Raw genomic sequence first — 16,670 nt, 5'->3', positions numbered from 1 at the left:
GCGGGGAAAGTTTTTTCCCGCGGCACCCGTCCGGGCTGCGTCCGGCGGCGAACTCACCGTGCACACACCGAAAGTGCGCACACGGCACGACCCCCGGTACGACACAGGAGAGAATCTGATGCGCAAGTCCATGCTCCTCACAGTCCCCACCCTGGCCCTCGGCGCCCTCACCATGTCCGCGGCCCCCGCCTCCGCCCACGATGCCGACATGTGGTCCGGCCAGGCCGCCCTGGGATCCCTCAACGGCTCCGGCACCACCGGTGACGTGATGGTCGACGTCCACGGCACCGAGGCCACCGTCACCATGAACGTGTCCGGCGCGGCCGAGACGTTCATGGACGGCCCCTTCCCGCACGCCCAGCACATCCACATCGCCGCCCAGGGCGTGTGCCCGCCCCCCAGCGCCGACACGGACGGCGACGGCGTGGTCTCCACCCCGGAGGGCCACCCGTTCTACGGCATGATCGGCACGTCCCTGACCACCGAGGGCGACACCGGCCCCGACTCGGCCCTGGCCGTGGAGCGCTTCCCGGGCGGGTCCGCCTACACCTACGAGCGGACCCTCGAGCTGGACCCGGCCACCGCCGAGTCCCTGCAGAACGGCACCGCGGTCGTGGTCGTCCACGGCGTGGACCCGGCGAAGCTGCCGGCCGCCGCCGCCGAGAAGATGAGCTCGCTGAACGAGGAGCTGCCCCTGGCCGCCACCCTCCCGGCGGCGTGCGGCACCCTGGCCGCCTCGCAGATGGGGGCCATGCCCGAGGGCGGGGCCGACACCGGGGTGGAGACCGCCTCCGAGCACGGCGCTGCCGCCGGCATCGCCGTGGCCGGCGCCGGAGCCCTGGCCCTGGCCGGTTCCGCGCTGGCGGCCCGCCGCCGCGCCCGGGCCTGACCCCGGCCGGCGACCCCGAAGAGGCATCACCTCCCATGACGGGCTCCGACACCGGCCGCCGCGCAGGCCTGCTGACCTGCGCGGCGGCCACCGCCCTCCTGCTCTCCGGGTGCGCCGGCGGCGCCGCCCCCGAGGCAGGGGCCACCGCCCCGGCGCCGTCCGCGGCGGCGAGCTCCCCGGCCGCCCGGACCGCCCCCGCCCCGGCGAGCGGTCCGTCGTCCGCCGGCCGGACGGCTCCGGCGGCCGCCCCCACCACCTCGGCACCGGCGCCGGACGTCGCCGCCCCCCGGTCCCTGACCATCCCCGCGATCGGCGCCGCGTCCGAGCTGCTGCACCTGGGTCTGCGGGACAACGGCTCGCTCGAGGTCCCGCCCGAAGGACCCGGCGCCCCGGCGAGCTGGTACACCGGCTCGCCCGCCCCCGGGGAGCGGGGCCCGGCCGTGCTGCTCGGCCACGTCAACGCCACCGGCGGCGGCCGCCCCGGGGTCTTCGCGGACCTGCGCGCCCTTCAGCCCGGGGACAGGATCGAGGTGGCCCGCCAGGACGGCACCACCGCGGTCTTCGCCGTCGACCGCGGGGAGCAGTACGGCAAGGAGGACTTCCCCACCCTGGAGGTCTACGGCAACACGGAGGGGCCCGAGCTGCGGCTGATCACCTGCGACGGCTACGACCCGGCGACCGGGGAGTTCGACGACAACTACGTGGTCTACGCGTCCCTGGTGCGCTGAGAACTCCGGGACGACGACGGACCCCGCCCGCCGTGCTCCGAGCGCACGGCGGGCGGGGTCCGGTGCGGCCCGGGGACCCGCTCAGTGGCGGGGGCCCCGGTCCGGTCCCCCGGTGCCGGGCACGTCGCCGGGACGGTCCGCCGCCCCCGGTGCGCCCGGCTGCCCGTCCGGGCGCCCGCCGCCGGCCGGGCCGCCCTGAGCGGGTCCGTTCGGAGTCCGGTCGCCCTGGGTCCGGTCGCCCTGAACCGTGCCTCCGGCCGCCCGGTCGCCGGGGGCGCGGTTCCCGCCGAGGAACTGGCGCGCCTTCTGCTGGACCGTGTCCACGTGGCGCTCGTACTTGCGCCCGGTGCGCTTGTCCACGAAGTTGCCGGCCTGGTCGAGGACCTTGTCGACCTTGTCCGGGTTGCGCTGGGCGAGCTGCTTGGCCTTGGCCGTGAGCCCCTTGAAGTTCACCATCACGTCTCCTTCCGAGAGAGGTCACCGCGCGGTGCCGCGGCGGTGCTGCCACGAGTCCATCATGCGGAGCTGTCCGCGGGCTGGCCAGTGCCGGGGCCCGCGCGCTCCTGCCCCACCACGTGCTGGAAGCGCAGCAGGTTGTCCGGGTCGTAGAGGGCCTTGGCCCGGACCAGGCGTGCGTAGACCTCCTCGGACCACGCCCGGGCGTGCTCCCGCTCCCCGCCCGGGACCCCGTGCATGTTCACGAACGCCCGCCCCGTGGACCACGGGGCCATGGCCTGCAGGATCTCGGCCAGCGCCCGGGGCGTCGCCTCGGCCACGTGGGGCGCGAGCCAGCCGATGAGCTCCAGGAAGAACGCCGCGTCCCGTCCCGAGACGGCGTCCTGGGTGCCGTCCGTCCGCGCGAAGGCTCCGCCCATGAGACGGATCCCCACCTCCGGCAGCGGGCACCGGCTGCCGGGGCCCGCGCGCTGCAGCAGCGTCATGACCGCGGCGGCGTCGAACTCCCGCAGGAACTCGCCCGTGAGCACGTAGAGCCCCGGCTCGGTGGCGTCCATGTGCACCTGGTCGATGTCCCGGTAGTCCATGGGACCCACGAGGTCCAGGACCGGTCGTGCGATCTCCCGCATCGGCGCGAGGACACGGGCCCCCTCGTCCGCCGGGCCCACCCAGCAGAAGCGCAGGTGCACGAGCATCCGCTGGTGCAGCTGCTCGGGGACGGTCGGGTCGTGCGGCATCCAGCGCAGGGCCACGGACGTCGAGGCGTGCTCGGGCAGGGTGGGCGCCCACCGGCTGAACGCGCTCAGCACCTCCTGGGCGTCGGTGCCGGCGTAGAAGATGCCGCCGCCGTAGAGGTCCTCCAGCGGGACCAGGTCGAGGGTCATGGCGGTGACGAGGCCCAGGTTGCCCTTGCCCCCGCGCAGCAGGGCGAACAGCTCCGGCTCGTGCCGGGCGTCCACGTGGCGCAGCCGCCCGTCGGGGGTGACCACCTCGAGGCCCAGGAGGTGGTCGGCGGCGAACCCGAAGACCCGCCCGAGCACCGGCAGCCCGCCGCCCAGGGTGTAGCCCACCGCCCCGGCGTCGCTGGCCGAGCCGCTGAGGACGGCGAGCCCGTGGGGCGCGACCGCGTCGATCACCCGGCGCCACCGCACGCCGGCGCCGATCCGTGCCGTCCGGCGGCGAGGGTCGACCTCGAGCTCCTGCATCCGGTGCGTCGTCACGAGCAGCCCGCCCTGCATGGGCTGGTCCGCGCCGTGGCCCGTGGACTGGACCCCCACGGGCTCGTGGTGGGCGGCGGCCCACCGCATCGCGGCCACCACGTCGGCGGTGTCGGCCACCCCGACCACCACGTCCGGGTGGTGGACGCCGGCCAGGTTGAAGCCGGCGGCCTCCTGCGCGAAGCCGTCGTCGTCGGGCAGCAGGACCGGGCCGCGGACCTGGCGGTGGAGTTCTTCCACGTCCGTTCTCGTGATCATGGCGGTCCCCCTCGGCGCCGACGATCCGCGGTGCGGGACCGGACGGTCCCGCAGCGCCACAGAACACGCCCATTCTCCCACGCGGACGCTCCGGTGCACCCGTGGACCGGGCACCGGACCGCCGCGTGCGGACCGGGCGGACCGGCCGGGGCGACGACCCCGCCGCGGGGCCGCCGGAGGGGTCAGTCGCGCTCGAGCGGCAGGGCGGGCGCCAGCCGGCGCAGGGACGTGAACGTGGGCACGAGCGCCTCGTAGAGCTGCTCGAACACCGGCTGCAGGGACGCGTGCACCGCCGCGTCGGCCGGGTCCGGGCGCACGGTGGACTGCACCTCCACCAGGTCCGCGGCCACGTCGACGGACTCGATCAGCCCGAGCGCCTGCATCCCGAGCAGCGCGGCGCCGAACCCGGAGCCCTCGTGCCCCGAGGCGAAGGAGATGTCCGTGCCGAGGACGTCGGCGAGCAGCTGCCGCCACAGCGGGCTGCGGGCGAAGCCGCCGGTGGCGCGGATCTGCTCGACGGCCAGACCGGCCGAGCGCATCGACTGCAGGACCAGGCCGAGCTGCTGGCACACGCCTTCCAGGGCGGCGCGCACCAGGTGCTCGCGGCGGTGGGCGCGGGTCAGCCCCACGTAGGCGCCCTTGGGCAGGGAGCTCCAGTGCGGGGCGCGCTCGCTCAGCAGGTAGGGCAGCATGAGCAGGCCCCCGGACCCGGCCGGCACGCTCGCCGCGAGCTCGAGCAGCTCCTCCTCCGGCTCCTCCCCCAGGTCCGGGGCGAGGGCGTCCCCGGCCCAGCCCAGGACCACGCCGCCGTTGTTGATCGCCCCGCCGACCACCCAGCGCCCCGGGGTCAGGGCATAGCAGAAGACCCGTCCCAGCGGGTCCACCACGGGACGGTCGACGACGACGCGCAGCGCGCCGCTCGTGCCGATCGAGCAGGCGGCGACCCCGGGCCGGACCGCGCCCAGCCCCAGGTTGGCCAGCGGCCCGTCGCTGGCCCCGACCACCACCGGCGTGGTCGCGGGAAGCCCGGTGGCCCGGGCGCCCTCGTCCGTGAGCCCGGGCAGCACGTGGGTGGTGGGCACGAGCTCGGGCAGCTGCTCGGGCAGGATCCCGGCGAGGGCGAGCGCCTCGCCGTCCCAGGCGAGCTCGTGGATGTTCATGAGACCGGTGGCCGAGGCCACCGAGTGGTCCGTCACGAGCGCGTTGCACAGCCGCAGCAGCACGTACTCCTTGATGCCGGCCCAGAACGCCACGCGCTCGCAGAGCTTGGGCTCCTGGTCGTGGAACCACACGAGCTTGGGCAGCGGGGACATCGGGTGCACCGGGGTGCCCGTGCGCCGGTGCAGGGCGAGCCCGCCCGAGCTCGCGCGCAGCCGTTCCGCCTGGGCGCTCGCCCGGGTGTCGGCCCAGGTGACCAGCGGGGTGAGGGGCTCCCCCTCGGGCGAGAGGCCCAGCAGGCTGTGCATCGCGGCGCTGCAGGACAGCCCGGCCACGCGCTCCGCCCCGACCTCCTCGACCACCGCGCGGACGGTGTCCTGCACGGCCTGCAGGATCAGCCGGGGGTCCTGCACGGCGTGGCCGGGATGCGGCTCCTCCAGCGGGTAGCCGGCGGAGGAGGCGGCGAGCTGCTCCCCGCCCACGGTGAAGGCCACCGCCTTGGTGCTCGTGGTGCCGATGTCGACGCCCACCACCACGGGCTCCGGGTGCCCGGTCGCCGCCGGCCCCGGCATCAGTGCACCTCCCCGGCGGTCAGGGGGTCCCCGGCGAGCAGGGACACGAGGACCTTCCCGGAGACCGCGGAGTCCCGGGCCGTGGCGAAGGCCTCGACGGCCCGCTCGGCGGGGAACTCGTGCGTGACCACGTCCTCGATCCCGGGGCGTGCGGCGAGCAGCCCGATCGCCTCGTCGATCTCGTCGTCGAACCGGAAGGAGCCGCGCAGCTGGAGCTCCTTGGAGACGAGCGGGGCGAGGTTCACGGGCCGGGCCTCGTCCGGCACCATCCCCACCTGGACCACCACGCCGCCGCGGCGGGCGCCCACCAGCGCGGGACCCACGGCCGCCGGCACGCCGGAGCACTCCAGCACCACGTCGAACGCCTCCGCCGGGACCTGCTCGGCCCCCACCCGGACGGTGCCGTGCACGCCGAGCGCGCGCGCCCGCTCGAGCGGGCCCTCGAGGACGTCGGTGGCCACGACCTCCGCCGCGCCGCGGGCCAGGGCCGCCGCGGCGGCGAGCAGCCCGATCGGCCCGGACCCGGAGACGAGCACGCGCCGGCCGGTCACGTCCCCGGCCACGGTGAGACCGTGCAGCGCCACGGCCAGGGGCTCGGCGAGCGCGGCCCGGCGCAGCGGCAGGTCCGCCGGGAGCACCCGGACCATGTCGCGGCGGACCAGGAGGTACTCGCTCAGCCCGCCCTGGGTGTGCGGCCGGGTGGAGGCGCTGCCCAGGTAGGCCCCGCCGGGCCACAGGTGGCGGCGGTCCTCGATCCCGGGCTCGGGCGTGCCGAACGTGGCGGGGTGGACCGTCACCGGGGTGCCCGGGGCGAGCTCCCCGGCGGGGTCGAGGTCCACCGTGCCGGAGACCTCGTGACCGGGCACGAGGGGCTCCCGGACCACGTACTCGCCGTTGGCGCCCTCGGCCCAGTAGTGCAGGTCCGACCCGCACACCCCGCCGTAGGCGATCCGGAGCCGGACCTGTCCCTCGGCGGGCTGCGGGGTGGGCACGTCCTCGACCCGCAGGTCGTCCTTGCCGTGGATCACGATGGCCTTCATGAGCTCTCCTCCTGGTGCGCCCCGGGGCGCCGTTGCGGTGCGGTGCCGCGGTGCCGCGCAGCGGTCCTGCGGGGCGGTGTTGCGGGTCCGGGTCAGAGGACGGAGGTCATGCCGCCGTCGACCAGGACGTTGTGGCCCGAGACGAAGCTGGAGGCGTCCGAGCACAGGTAGACCAGGGTGCCCACGAGCTCCTCGACCTGTCCCCAGCGCCGGGCCGGGGTGCGCTCGACCACCCAGCGGTTGAACTCCTCGTCCGCGATCAGCGCCTGGTTCATCTCCGTGGCGAAGTAGCCGGGCGAGATCGCGTTGACCTGGATGTTGTGCCGGGCGAGGTCCGCGGCCATCCCCTTGGTGAGCATGACCACCCCGCTCTTGGTGGCCGAGTACGGGGCGATGGTCTGCCGGGCGAGCACCGACTGCACGGAGCCGATGTTGACGATCTTGCCCGAGCCGCGCTCCTGCATCCCGGGGACCACGGCCCGGGACACGTGGAACACGCTCGAGAGGTTCGCCGCGACGATGTCCTCCCAGTCCTGGGCCGCGAACTCGGCGAAGGGGGCGCGGCGCTGGATCCCGGCGTTGTTCACCAGGATGTCCGGCACGCCGTGCTCCGCCAGGACCGCCTCGATCCCCGCCCGCACGGTTTCCGCGTCGGTGAGGTCGAAGGCCGCCGTGGCCGGGTCCGTGCCCGTGCTCGCGGCGATCTCGTCGCGCACCCGGGCGAGGGCCTCGGCGTCGCGCCCGTGCAGGACCACGCGGGCGCCCGCCTCGGCGAGACCCGTGGCCAGGGCCCGCCCCAGCCCCCGGGAGGACCCGGTGACGAGGGCGAGCCGGCCGGTGATGTCGAAGACGTTGCGCACGGTGACCTCAGGCGATGTAGAAGATGGCGAGGACGATGGCGAAGCCCACGACGGACTCCAGGGCCTGCTGGACGGTCCACGTCTTCAGCGTGGTCTTGACGTCCATGCCCATGAGCCGGCCGACGAGCCAGAAGCCGGAGTCGTTGACGTGGCCGGCGAAGACCGAGCCGGCGGCGGTGGCCAGCACGACGGCCGCGACCTGCACGGAGTTGAAGTCGCCCGCGGCCACGGCGGGGGCCATGAGGCCGGCGGCGGTGACCAGGGCCACGGTGGCCGAGCCCTGGGCCAGGCGCAGGACCACGGCGATGAGGTAGGCGGCGAAGATGACGGGCAGGCCGATGCCGTCCAGGGAGGACTCGAGGGCGTCACCGATGCCGGAGGCCCGGAGGATGCCGCCGAACATGCCGCCGGCGCCGGTGATGAGGATGACGGAGGCCACAGGGCCCAGCGAGGAGTCGACGACCTTCTCCAGGGCGGTGCCGTGCTCGCCGCGGCGGGCGCCGAGCACGAACAGGGCCACGAGCACGGAGATCAGCAGGGCCACCGGGGACGCGCCGATCATGGAGAGCACGGGGAACCAGGGGGCGTCCTCGGAGACCACGCCGGCGGCGCGGAGGAAGTCCAGGCCGGTGTTCATGAAGATGAGCACGAGGGGCAGCAGGAGCAGGGCGATGATGGTGCCGACCTTCGGCGGGTTGACCGGCTGGTCGTCGTCGACGTCGCCGAAGAAGCCCGGGACGGGCAGCACGTACTTGGTGCCCACGCGCTTTCCCCACAGGTACGCGGAGACGTACCAGAGCGGGAAGGCCAGCAGCACGCCGATCAGCAGGACCATGCCGAGGTCGGCGCCGTAGAGCTCGGTGGCGGCCACGGGACCGGGGTGCGGCGGCACGAAGACGTGCATGACGGAGAACGCACCGGCGGCGGGGATGCCGTAGAGGAGCACGTTGTTGCCGCTCACGCGGCGGGCGACCGCGAAGATGATCGGCAGCATGACCACCAGGCCGGCGTCGAAGAAGATCGGGAAACCCATGATCAGGGAGGCGATGCCGAGTCCGAAGGGCGCCCGCTTCTCGCCGAAGACGTCCACGAGCTTGTCGGCGAGGGCCCGGGCACCGCCGCTGTGCTCCACGAGCTTGCCGAGCATGGCGCCCAGGCCGATGAGCAGGGCCACGGAGCCGAGGGTGCCGCCGAAGGCGTCCACGGCGGTCTCCACGATCATCCCCGGCGGGATGCCCGTGGCGAACGCCGTCAGCAGCGCCACGAGGATCAGGGTGAGGAACGCGTGCAGCTTGAACCTGATCACCAGGACCAGGATGAGGGCGATGGCGGCTGCTGCGATCAGCAGCAGCGGTGTGGTGCCGAGGGTCTGTGTCCAGTCTTCCACTGAGGGTCTCCGTGCTCTCGTGCCTGCGGGCAGGCCGTGGGTGCTCGTCGTGATCTACGACACGCGCTAGGCTGACAGAAAGATCATACTTTTGGCAACAAGGGCGGCGTAACGCACGTCGCACGGGGACGGAGCCGGCATGCACGGCGTGGAGCAGCACAGCGGGGTGCTGGACCGGCTCGGGCAGAGCATCGCCTCGGGCGTCCGGGCGCCCGGCACGGTCCTGACCCTCGGGGGTCTCGAGGAGGAGTTCGGCGTCTCCCGCACCCTCGTGCGGGAGGTGGTGCGCGTGCTCGAGTCGATGGGGATGCTCGAGCCGCGGCGGCGCGTGGGCGTCACGGTCCGCCCGCCGCGGGACTGGAACCCGTTCGACCCCCGGCTGATCCGGTGGCGGCTCGCCGGCCCGGGGCGGGACGAGCAGCTGCGCAGCCTCACGGAGCTGCGGACCGCGATCGAGCCGGCGGCCGCGCGCCTGGCGGCGGTCCGGGCCGACGAGCCCACCCGGCGGCGCCTGGTGGAGCTCGCCGCGCGGCTGCGGGAGCTCGGCGAGGCCCGCCGCGGCACGGACCCGGAGTACCTGGAGGTGGACACCGCCTACCACGCTCTGCTGCTGGAGGCGAGCGGCAACCCCATGCTCGCCGCCCTGCAGGACGTCGTGGCCGAGGTGCTGTCCGGGCGCACCGCGCTGGGGCTCATGCCCCGCTCCCCGGACCCCGGGGCGCTCGAGGACCACGAGGCCACGGCGGCCGCCGTCGCCGCCGGGGACGCGGCCGAGGCCGAGGCGCGGGCCCGCTCCGTGGTGGTGGAGGTGCTCGAGGGGGTCGTCGACGTCCCGGACGGCGGGTCCGAGCAGGACTGACGTGCGGGGCCCGCGCGGGCCGACCGGACCGCGCGGCACCCCGGACGGCGGGCTCGAGCACCGCTGACGTGCGGGGCCCCCGCCGGGCCGGCGTTGCGGCCCGTAGGGTGGGCCCATGGGCATCTCGGAGACCGACCGCGGACACCTGCGACGCTGCGTGGAGCTGGCCCGCGAGGCCCTCGGCGCCGGGGACGAGCCGTTCGGCTCGGTCCTCGTCTCGGCCCGGGGGGAGGTGCTGTTCGAGGACCGCAACCGGGTGGCCGGCGGGGACGCGACCCGGCACCCCGAGTTCGAGATCGCCCGCTGGGCGGCCGCCCACCTGAGCCCGGAGCAGCGCTCCGCGGCCACCGTCTACACCTCGGGCGAGCACTGCCCCATGTGCTCGGCCGCCCACGCCTGGGTGGGGCTGGGCCGCATCGTGCACGCCTCCTCCTCGGCGCAGCTCGGCCGGTGGCTGCACGAGCTCGGTGTCCCGCCCGCCCCCGTCGCGCCCCTGCCGATCTCCCAGGTGGCCCCCGGCGTGCCGGTGGACGGCCCGTGCCCCGAGCTGGCCCCGGCCGTGCGGGAGCTCCACCAGCAGCTGCACCGCCCGCGGCACCGCCCCTGACCCGCGAGGTTGCGGCTCACGGCGACCGGGCACGGCTGCGTCGCCGTCAGCCGCAGTCTCGGCGAGGGGGGTGGCCAGAGTCCCCGTCCTGGGACCAGGATGGAGGAACAGCTCCGGTGGGCGGCGCCCGCCGGATCCGTTCGACGAAAGGACACGGACATGGTGGACATGGGAGGATTCGCGGACAAGGCGAAGAACCTTGCGGACCAGCACCCGGACAAGGTGCAGCAGGGCATCGACCGGGGCGGCGACGCCGTCGACGAGCGCACCGGCAACAAGTACGAGAGCCAGGTGGACCAGGGCCAGGAGAAGGCCGGGGACTTCCTCGGCACCGGCGAGCAGGACCAGAAGGACCAGCAGAACTGATCCCCGGCAGTCCCAGCAGCCCCCGCCCGCCGTCCGGCGCGCGGGGGCTGCGCCGTTCCGGGGCCCCTCCTGCGCCTCCTGCGCCGAGGTCGCAGCTGACGGCGACGCAGCCGTGCCCGGTGGCCGACAGCCGCAATCTCGCGGACGGGGGAAGCGGACCGGGGAAGCGGACCGGAGAAGCGGACCGGAGAAGCGGTCGGGAAAGGGAGGAGGAGGGGCGGTGGTCAGGCCAGGGCCGCGGCCAGGTAGGGCGCCGTCCGGCTGCGCGGGCAGCCCGCCACGTCCGCCGGGGTGCCGGCGCACACGATCCGCCCGCCGGCCTCGCCGCCGGACGGGCCCATGTCGATCACCCAGTCCGAGGCCGCCACCACGTCCATGGCGTGCTCCACCACCACCACGGTGTTGCCGGCGTCCACCAGGCGGTTCAGCTGGCGCAGCAGCAGCTGCACGTCCTGCGGGTGCAGCCCGGTGGTCGGCTCGTCCAGGAGGTAGAGGGTGTGGCCGCGGCGGGCCCGCTGCAGCTCGGTGGCCAGCTTGATCCGCTGCGCCTCGCCGCCCGAGAGCTCGGTGGCCGGCTGGCCGAGCCGCAGGTAGCCCAGTCCCACCTCGAGCAGGGTGCGCAGGCTGCGCGCGGCGGCCGGGACGTCCGCGAGGAACTCCGCGGCGGTCTCCACGCGCATTCCCAGGACGTCGGCGATGCTCCGGCCCCGGTGGGTCACCTCCAGCGTCTCGGGGTTGTAGCGGGCGCCGTGGCAGTCGGGGCAGGGGCCGTAGGTGCCCGGCAGGAACAGCAGCTCCACGGCCAGGAAGCCCTCGCCCTGGCACGTCTCGCAGCGGCCGCCGGTCACGTTGAAGGAGAACCGCCCGGCCCCGTAGCCGCGGGCCCGCGCCTCGTCGGTGGCGGCGTAGAGCTTGCGGACCGCGTCGAACAGTCCCGTGTAGGTCGCCAGGTTGGAGCGCGGGGTCCGGCCGATGGGCCGCTGGTCCACGCGGATCAGCCGGTCCAGGTGCTCCAGGCCCTCGACCGCGCCCAGCTGCGTCCCGGCCGCCGCGGCCGGGGCGGCGGCCGCGGCGGCGGGTTCGACGGCGGGCTCGGCCGCGGACCCGGTGCCGCCGCCGGGCCCGCCGTGCACGTACCGGCCGACCGTCTCGGCCAGGACCTGGCTGACCAGCGTGGACTTGCCCGAGCCGGAGACCCCGGTGACGGCGGTGAGCACGCCCAGGGGGATCTCCGCGTCGAGGTCCACCAGGTTGTGGCGCGTGACCCCGCGCAGCCGCAGCCGCCGATCGACCGGGCGGGGCGTGCGCTGCGCCGTCGTGCCGCCGGGAGTCCCGTCGGGGGAGCCGTCCGGGAACAGGAACGGGCGCGTGGCGGACTCCGCCACCGCGGCCAGGCCGGGGACGGGCCCGCTGTAGAGCACCGAGCCGCCGCGGTCCCCGGCCTGCGGTCCCACGTCCACGACCCAGTCGGAGCGCCGCACCACGGCCATGTCGTGCTCCACCACGAAGACCGAGTTCCCGGAGGCCTTGAGCTCCTCGAGCACGGCCAGCAGCGGCTCGGCGTCGGCCGGGTGCAGGCCCGCCGAGGGCTCGTCGAGCACGTAGACCACGCCGAAGAGCCCGGAGCGCAGCTGGGTGGCGATCCGCAGCCGCTGCATCTCCCCCGGGGAGAGCGTGGGCGTGGACCGGTCCAGGCTGAGGTAGCCCAGGCCCAGGTCCAGGAGCACCTGCAGCCGGGCGAGCAGGTCCTTGGCGATGGTCACCGCGGCCTCGCTGCGCTCCCCGGAGGACACGGCCCGGGAGGCGGTGCCGGCGTGCTCCAGGGCCGCCGTGGGGCGGACCACCTCGGCCAGCTCGCCCAGGGAGGCCCCGTTGAGCTCGGCGATGCTCCGGCCCGCGAAGGTCACGGCGAGCGCCTCGGGGCGCAGGCCGCTGCCGGCGCACGCGGGGCAGGGGCCGGTGACCACGTACTGCAGGACGCGCTCGCGCATCTGCTGGCTCGCGGAGTCCGCGAGGGTGTGCAGGACGTAGCTGCGGGCGCTCCAGAACCGGCCCTTGTACGGCTTCGCCACCCGGTCCCGCTGCGGGGTGATCTCCACGACCGGCTGCTCCTCGGTGAACAGGATCCAGTCGCGCTCCTGCCGCGGCAGCTCGCGCCAGGGGACGTCGACGTCGTGGCCGAGGTGGCTCAGGATGTCGCGCAGGTTCTTGCCCTGCCACGCGCCCGGCCACGCCGCGATCGCCCCGTCCCGGATGCTGAGCGCCGGATCGGGGACCAGGGAGGACTCGGTGACGTCGTGCACGGTGCCCAGGCCGGAGCACTTCGGGCACGCGCCGGCGGCGGTGTTGGGCGAGAAGGCGTCCGAGTCGAGGCTCCCCGCGGCGGACGCGGGGTAGGTGCCCGCGCGGGAGAAGAGCATGCGCATCGAGTTGGACAGCGTGGTGAGGGTGCCCACGGTGGAGCGCGAGCTGGGCGCCCCCCGCCGCTGCTGCAGGGCGACGGCCGGCGGCAGCCCGGTGATGCCCTCGACCGCGGGGTTGTGCCCCTGCTGGATCAGCCGCCGGGCGTAGGGCGCCACGGACTCCATGTAGCGCCGCTGCGCCTCGGCGTAGATGGTGCCGAAGGCCAGGGAGGACTTCCCCGATCCGGAGACGCCGGTGAAGGCGACGATCGCGTCGCGGGGGACGTCCACGTCCACGTGGCGCAGGTTGTGCTCGGAGGCCCCGCGGACCCGGACCATGCCGGTGCGGGTGGGGTCGGGGGCCGGGGCGGTGTCGGGGTGGGTGCTCACCGCCTCCACCCTAGCCACCGGTCGGGCCGTGCGCGGACTCAGCCGGCCCGGTGCCGCTCCCCGCCGACCGACCACGCGGTGTCCGCGGGGGCGGGGTCCACCGCCCAGGCCGACCAGCCGTCCAGGCCGGTGAACCAGCGGGCCCCCTCCCGGCCGGCGACCACGAGCGCCGTGGCGAGCACCCCGGCCAGCCGTGCGTCCGGGCCGACGACCGTCGCGGAGCGGGCGCCCGTGGCGGGCCGGCCGGTGCGCGGGTCGACGATGTGCGCCGGGCGCTCGTAGGTGCCGGAGGTCGACACCGCGCCGTCGCCGGGGAGCACGGTCCACGTGACGGCCCCGGCGTCGTCGGGGTGGCGGATCCCGACCGTCCAGGGTTCCCCGGGGGCGGCGGAGCCGCGGGTCACGACGTCCCCGCCGGCCTCCACGCAGACGTTGGCGCACCCGGCGCGGACCAGGTCGTCGGCGATCCGTTCCGCGGCCCACGCCGTGACGTAGCCGGAGGGGTCGAAGCCGCCGCGCACGGCCCACGGGTCGAAGCAGCCGTCGGTCAGGTCCCGGCCCTCCCGGCAGCGCTGGAGCACGTCCAGCAGGGCCCCCTGGGCGGCGTCCCAGCGGCTGAGCCGGCGCTCGTCCAGCAGACCGGAGCGGAGGGCCGTCACGAGCGAGTCGGGGCGGTAGGTGGAGAAGACGGCGTCGACCCACCGCATGTTGGCCACGGCCGTGTCCAGCGCGTGCCGCACTGCGGGTTCGGGGGGCAGGCCCTCCGCGCCGGCGCGGACGTCCACGGTCACGGCGGTGCCCCAGATCATCTCCCGGTGGCGGTGCCACCGGCCCCGGGGACGGCGCAGCTCGACGGCGGGCGCGCTCACAGCCCGGCCCTCTCGAGCAGCTCCCGGCAGGCCGTGCGGTAGCCCTGCACGGCGGGGTCGGCCCCGCTCACGACGTCGACCCGCGCCGGCCGGCACGCGAGGACCTCCTCGTGGAGGACCGCTTCGCGGACGGCGTGGACGGCGCGGTCGTCGAGCTGCTGCGGGGGGCGCGGGGGGAGCTGTGTGCGATCGATGCTTTCGACTATAGGTCCGGGCGGAGTCCGCGGGCACTGGACTTTCGGGCAGAACTGCCGGGCCGGGCGCACCGCGGCCCCGCCCCCTGCGCAGGGGGCGGGGCCGCGGCGCGGTCCTGCTGGTCGGTGATCTAGTCGGTGATCTCGATGACCTGCAGCGGCAGGTTGGTGCCCGTCCCGCAGAACTCGGTCGCGCACTCCTGGATGAACCCGGAGAGCACGGCCGGTCCCTCGTCGAAGGCCATGTTGAAGGCCACAGCCTGGTAGTCCAGCTCGACCTCACCGCCCTCGCAGACCCACTGCTTGAAGTAGCTGCCGTTGGCGATCCGCCCCTCGGAGACCCGCTGGGTCACGTTGAGGGAGACGAAGATGTTCGTTCCCGCCGTGCAGGACACCGTGTAGGTGCCCTCGACGGCAGCCCCCTCGGCGAGCCGTGTGGCGTTGCTGATGTCATAGATCTCCATCGCCTGCGCCGGCGCGGCGGCGACGAGCCCGACTCCTGCCGCGAAGGCCGCGGCCGTGACTGCCCTGGTGGTTCTTCTCATGGTTCCGTCCCATCCGGTGGAGAAGCGAGGACCGCTTCGCGACTGGTGCCGGCCCGCGGCGCGTTCCCCCGAACACCCCCGGACCCCGTGTCTGGTGCGACGTCACCAACGTAGGCGCAGGTCAGGGCTCACCGGCCAACATGGGCGAAGATGACGGACACGTTTCGGACACGGTCCGTCCGCCCCGGCGGGCGGGCGCCGGCGCCACTCAGAACGCGTCCTCGATGGGCACCGGGCGGCCCTGCCGGTCGTAGTAGTAGGCCCCCGCCGTCTCCGGCACCTCGAGGAGGTCCCCCGGGACCGGGACGGAACCGTCGTCCTCCCGGGCGCCCACCGCGAGCACGCCGGCGGACACCAGCAGCAGGAGCGCCACCGTGATCAGCGGCCCCACCGGCACGGCCCGGACGAGGACGGCCAGGACGAGGGTCAGCGCGAGGAGCAGGAGCAGGACGCCCGTGGCCGCCGGCTCGAACGCGCGGGCCGGGCGCGGGCTCGCCGGCGGGGCCGGGGAGCCTCCGGAGAACTCCGGCAGCTGGGGCAGCTCGGGAACGAAGGGGGTGGCCACGGCGGGCCTTTCGCGTCCGGCTCCCCCGGAGGAACGGTCCCGGGGATGAGCGGCTCCGAGAGCGACCTCGACCGGAGTCCTCCGGCCGCTCCCGCGGGAGTTGGTCCCATCCTGGACCTCCCGCACGCCCCGGGGCCTGCCCACTCTTGTGGGGCTGGCGGGCGCCCGGCACCGGCGGGCCCGACCCAGCAGGACGGGCCGGCCCGGCGGTTCACGACCGAGGCACCGTCCGGGGGCGCCCGATCCGGGTGCGGACGCCCGGCGAGAACAGCACCGACTCGGGCGGTCCGCCGACGTCGAGGCCGGCCGCCGCCACCAGCCCGTCCTCGAGGTGCACGGCCGTGGCGGGGTGCAGCGGCCAGGGATCGTGCGCGACCGGGACGTGCACCGTCCGGCCGGCGAACCGGCTGTGCAGGCCGAAGCGTGCGGTGAGCTCGAGCGACAGCTCGTCGTCGGCCCGGGCGGCGCGGTCCGGGCGCACGGCGAACGAGGACCGCGCCCCTCCGCGGCGCCGTTCGACGTCGTAGCCGAAGGCCGGGTCCGTCCCGTCCGTGACGACGGCCCGGCAGCGCGACCAGACGTAGGGGATGCCGGCGGCACGGGCGCCGAGGACCACCGCGAGCCGCGGGGCGTCGAGGGAGCGGAACACCACCCCGCGGGTGCCGTCCGGCTCGCGCGAGTACAGGCGCACGTTGATCTCCGGGAAGCTGCCCACCCACGGCAGGGGCAGCACGGCGCCGAGCCGGACCCGGTGCATGCGGAACCCCACGAGGCCCACCCAGGCGGAGCCGTCGAGCACGTCGGCCCGCACTCCCGGCGGCATGCGCGCCTGCGCCGCGGCCACGGGGATCCGCCAGTGCAGGAAGACGGCGTCCTCCCAGCGCTGGTCCATCAGGTGGGGGCGGGGCAGCTCCGGCGCCGCCGGCCAGGGGCCCTCCGGATCAGCCGTCGTCCTGCTCCTCGCCCTGCTCCTGGCCCTGTTCCGCGGGTTGCTCGCCCTCCGTGGGGCCCTCGCCCTCGGGCGTGGAGCCGTCGTCACCGGCGCCGTCGTCCTCGCCGCCCTCGTCGTCGCCGCCTCCGCTGCCGCCGGCGGGGGCCTCCTGCTCCGTGCCCTCCCCGCCGCCGGACCCGGACTCGTCACACCCCGCGAGCCCGAGGGCGGCGAAGGACAGGAACCCGATCGCCAGCATCCTCCGCCACCATGTCTCGCCTGCCGCTGCGGCCATGACCCCTCCTCCGTGGTGCTGCATGGATGCTCAAAGGTAAGCACGCTTCCCACTTCCGTTCAAGGGACGGCGCCCCGATTGA

17 protein-coding genes are annotated in these 16,670 nt (G+C 75.3%); 5 read left to right on the top strand and 12 right to left on the bottom strand.

What is annotated here, in order from left to right:
- Positions 1–118 precede the first annotated feature (118 nt).
- Positions 119–889, top strand: a complete 771-nt coding sequence (locus AVL61_RS02725) for a hypothetical protein (RefSeq protein ID WP_058872821.1) — start codon at positions 119–121, stop codon at positions 887–889.
- A 35-nt stretch (positions 890–924) separates the two neighbouring features.
- Entirely contained in the window at positions 925–1,617 is a 693-nt protein-coding gene (locus AVL61_RS02720) for a class F sortase (RefSeq protein WP_058872820.1), read from the top strand.
- An 81-nt stretch (positions 1,618–1,698) separates the two neighbouring features.
- Here AVL61_RS02720 and AVL61_RS02715 read toward each other — a convergent pair whose 3' ends face one another.
- The 6 genes from AVL61_RS02715 to AVL61_RS02690 all read right to left on the bottom strand — a co-directional run bounded on the left by AVL61_RS02715 (position 1,699) and on the right by AVL61_RS02690 (position 8,565).
- A complete protein-coding gene (locus AVL61_RS02715) occupies positions 1,699–2,073 on the bottom strand; it encodes an antitoxin (RefSeq protein WP_058872819.1) in 375 nt (124 codons plus the stop codon).
- A gap of 59 nt (positions 2,074–2,132) precedes the next feature.
- Positions 2,133–3,548, bottom strand: a complete 1,416-nt coding sequence (locus AVL61_RS02710; RefSeq protein ID WP_058872818.1) for an FAD-binding oxidoreductase — start codon at positions 3,546–3,548, stop codon at positions 2,133–2,135.
- A 182-nt stretch (positions 3,549–3,730) separates the two neighbouring features.
- The gene (locus tag AVL61_RS02705) at positions 3,731–5,278 is read right to left on the bottom strand and encodes a gluconokinase (protein WP_058872817.1); all 1,548 of its coding nucleotides are present in this window, start codon (positions 5,276–5,278) and stop codon (positions 3,731–3,733) included.
- Positions 5,278–6,318: a zinc-binding dehydrogenase gene (locus tag AVL61_RS02700; RefSeq protein WP_058872816.1), complete on the bottom strand. Its 1,041-nt coding sequence runs from the start codon at positions 6,316–6,318 to the stop codon at positions 5,278–5,280. The genes AVL61_RS02705 and AVL61_RS02700 overlap by 1 nt, the downstream gene beginning before the upstream one ends.
- 92 nt (positions 6,319–6,410) lie before the next feature.
- Entirely contained in the window at positions 6,411–7,178 is a 768-nt protein-coding gene (locus AVL61_RS02695; RefSeq protein ID WP_058872815.1) for a glucose 1-dehydrogenase, read from the bottom strand.
- 7 nt (positions 7,179–7,185) lie between these two features.
- Positions 7,186–8,565: a GntP family permease gene (locus tag AVL61_RS02690; protein WP_058872814.1), complete on the bottom strand. Its 1,380-nt coding sequence runs from the start codon at positions 8,563–8,565 to the stop codon at positions 7,186–7,188.
- A gap of 139 nt (positions 8,566–8,704) precedes the next feature.
- On the opposite strand from AVL61_RS02690, the gene AVL61_RS02685 reads away from it, so the two are divergent.
- The 3 genes from AVL61_RS02685 to AVL61_RS02675 all read left to right on the top strand — a co-directional run bounded on the left by AVL61_RS02685 (position 8,705) and on the right by AVL61_RS02675 (position 10,397).
- A complete protein-coding gene (locus AVL61_RS02685; RefSeq protein ID WP_058872813.1) occupies positions 8,705–9,424 on the top strand; it encodes a FadR/GntR family transcriptional regulator in 720 nt (239 codons plus the stop codon).
- A gap of 115 nt (positions 9,425–9,539) precedes the next feature.
- Positions 9,540–10,031 carry a nucleoside deaminase gene (locus tag AVL61_RS02680; protein ID WP_058872812.1) on the top strand — a complete coding sequence of 164 codons (492 nt, stop codon included), beginning with the start codon at positions 9,540–9,542 and terminating at the stop codon, positions 10,029–10,031.
- Positions 10,032–10,190: 159 nt separating this feature from the next.
- Positions 10,191–10,397: an antitoxin gene (locus tag AVL61_RS02675; protein ID WP_058872811.1), complete on the top strand. Its 207-nt coding sequence runs from the start codon at positions 10,191–10,193 to the stop codon at positions 10,395–10,397.
- 224 nt (positions 10,398–10,621) lie between these two features.
- Here the strand turns inward: AVL61_RS02675 and AVL61_RS02670 are convergent, their stop codons facing one another.
- The 6 genes from AVL61_RS02670 to AVL61_RS02640 all read right to left on the bottom strand — a co-directional run bounded on the left by AVL61_RS02670 (position 10,622) and on the right by AVL61_RS02640 (position 16,588).
- On the bottom strand, positions 10,622–13,138 hold the full coding sequence (locus AVL61_RS02670) for an excinuclease ABC subunit UvrA (protein WP_082696960.1): 2,517 nt from the start codon (positions 13,136–13,138) through the stop codon (positions 10,622–10,624).
- 89 nt (positions 13,139–13,227) lie between these two features.
- Positions 13,228–14,058, bottom strand: a complete 831-nt coding sequence (locus AVL61_RS02665) for an FAD:protein FMN transferase (protein ID WP_058872809.1) — start codon at positions 14,056–14,058, stop codon at positions 13,228–13,230.
- Positions 14,059–14,383: 325 nt separating this feature from the next.
- Positions 14,384–14,797: a hypothetical protein gene (locus AVL61_RS02655; RefSeq protein ID WP_157571260.1), complete on the bottom strand. Its 414-nt coding sequence runs from the start codon at positions 14,795–14,797 to the stop codon at positions 14,384–14,386.
- 208 nt (positions 14,798–15,005) lie between these two features.
- Positions 15,006–15,362, bottom strand: coding sequence for a hypothetical protein (locus AVL61_RS02650; protein ID WP_058872806.1), 357 nt, complete (start codon positions 15,360–15,362; stop codon positions 15,006–15,008).
- Positions 15,363–15,573: 211 nt separating this feature from the next.
- Entirely contained in the window at positions 15,574–16,254 is a 681-nt protein-coding gene (locus tag AVL61_RS02645; protein WP_058872805.1) for a YqjF family protein, read from the bottom strand.
- 49 nt (positions 16,255–16,303) lie between these two features.
- A complete protein-coding gene (locus AVL61_RS02640) occupies positions 16,304–16,588 on the bottom strand; it encodes a hypothetical protein (RefSeq protein ID WP_197412622.1) in 285 nt (94 codons plus the stop codon).
- Between the last annotated feature and the right edge of the window lie 82 nt (positions 16,589–16,670).

Source organism: Kocuria rosea subsp. polaris (genome assembly GCF_001483755.1).
Lineage (GTDB): Bacteria > Actinomycetota > Actinomycetes > Actinomycetales > Micrococcaceae > Kocuria > Kocuria cellulosilytica.
Note: the sequence above shows the minus strand (reverse complement) of the source record. Positions and strands in the feature narration are given on the sequence as shown.

Excerpts from the sequence above, each read along its gene's own strand:
- AVL61_RS02725 (WP_058872821.1), top strand. The coding sequence starts at position 119 with ATGCGCAAGTCCATGCTCCTCACAGTCCCCACCCTGGCCCTCGGCGCC.
- AVL61_RS02705 (WP_058872817.1), bottom strand. The coding sequence starts at position 5,278 with ATGCCGGGGCCGGCGGCGACCGGGCACCCGGAGCCCGTGGTGGTGGGC.
- AVL61_RS02640 (WP_197412622.1), bottom strand. The coding sequence starts at position 16,588 with ATGGCCGCAGCGGCAGGCGAGACATGGTGGCGGAGGATGCTGGCGATC.
- AVL61_RS02685 (WP_058872813.1), top strand. The coding sequence starts at position 8,705 with ATGCACGGCGTGGAGCAGCACAGCGGGGTGCTGGACCGGCTCGGGCAG.
- AVL61_RS02700 (WP_058872816.1), bottom strand. The coding sequence starts at position 6,318 with ATGAAGGCCATCGTGATCCACGGCAAGGACGACCTGCGGGTCGAGGAC.
- AVL61_RS02720 (WP_058872820.1), top strand. The coding sequence starts at position 925 with ATGACGGGCTCCGACACCGGCCGCCGCGCAGGCCTGCTGACCTGCGCG.
- AVL61_RS02680 (WP_058872812.1), top strand. The coding sequence starts at position 9,540 with ATGGGCATCTCGGAGACCGACCGCGGACACCTGCGACGCTGCGTGGAG.
- AVL61_RS02655 (WP_157571260.1), bottom strand. The coding sequence starts at position 14,797 with ATGAGAAGAACCACCAGGGCAGTCACGGCCGCGGCCTTCGCGGCAGGA.
- AVL61_RS02715 (WP_058872819.1), bottom strand. The coding sequence starts at position 2,073 with ATGGTGAACTTCAAGGGGCTCACGGCCAAGGCCAAGCAGCTCGCCCAG.
- AVL61_RS02670 (WP_082696960.1), bottom strand. The coding sequence starts at position 13,138 with ATGGTCCGGGTCCGCGGGGCCTCCGAGCACAACCTGCGCCACGTGGAC.
- AVL61_RS02675 (WP_058872811.1), top strand. The coding sequence starts at position 10,191 with ATGGTGGACATGGGAGGATTCGCGGACAAGGCGAAGAACCTTGCGGAC.
- AVL61_RS02645 (WP_058872805.1), bottom strand. The coding sequence starts at position 16,254 with ATGGACCAGCGCTGGGAGGACGCCGTCTTCCTGCACTGGCGGATCCCC.
- AVL61_RS02710 (WP_058872818.1), bottom strand. The coding sequence starts at position 3,548 with ATGATCACGAGAACGGACGTGGAAGAACTCCACCGCCAGGTCCGCGGC.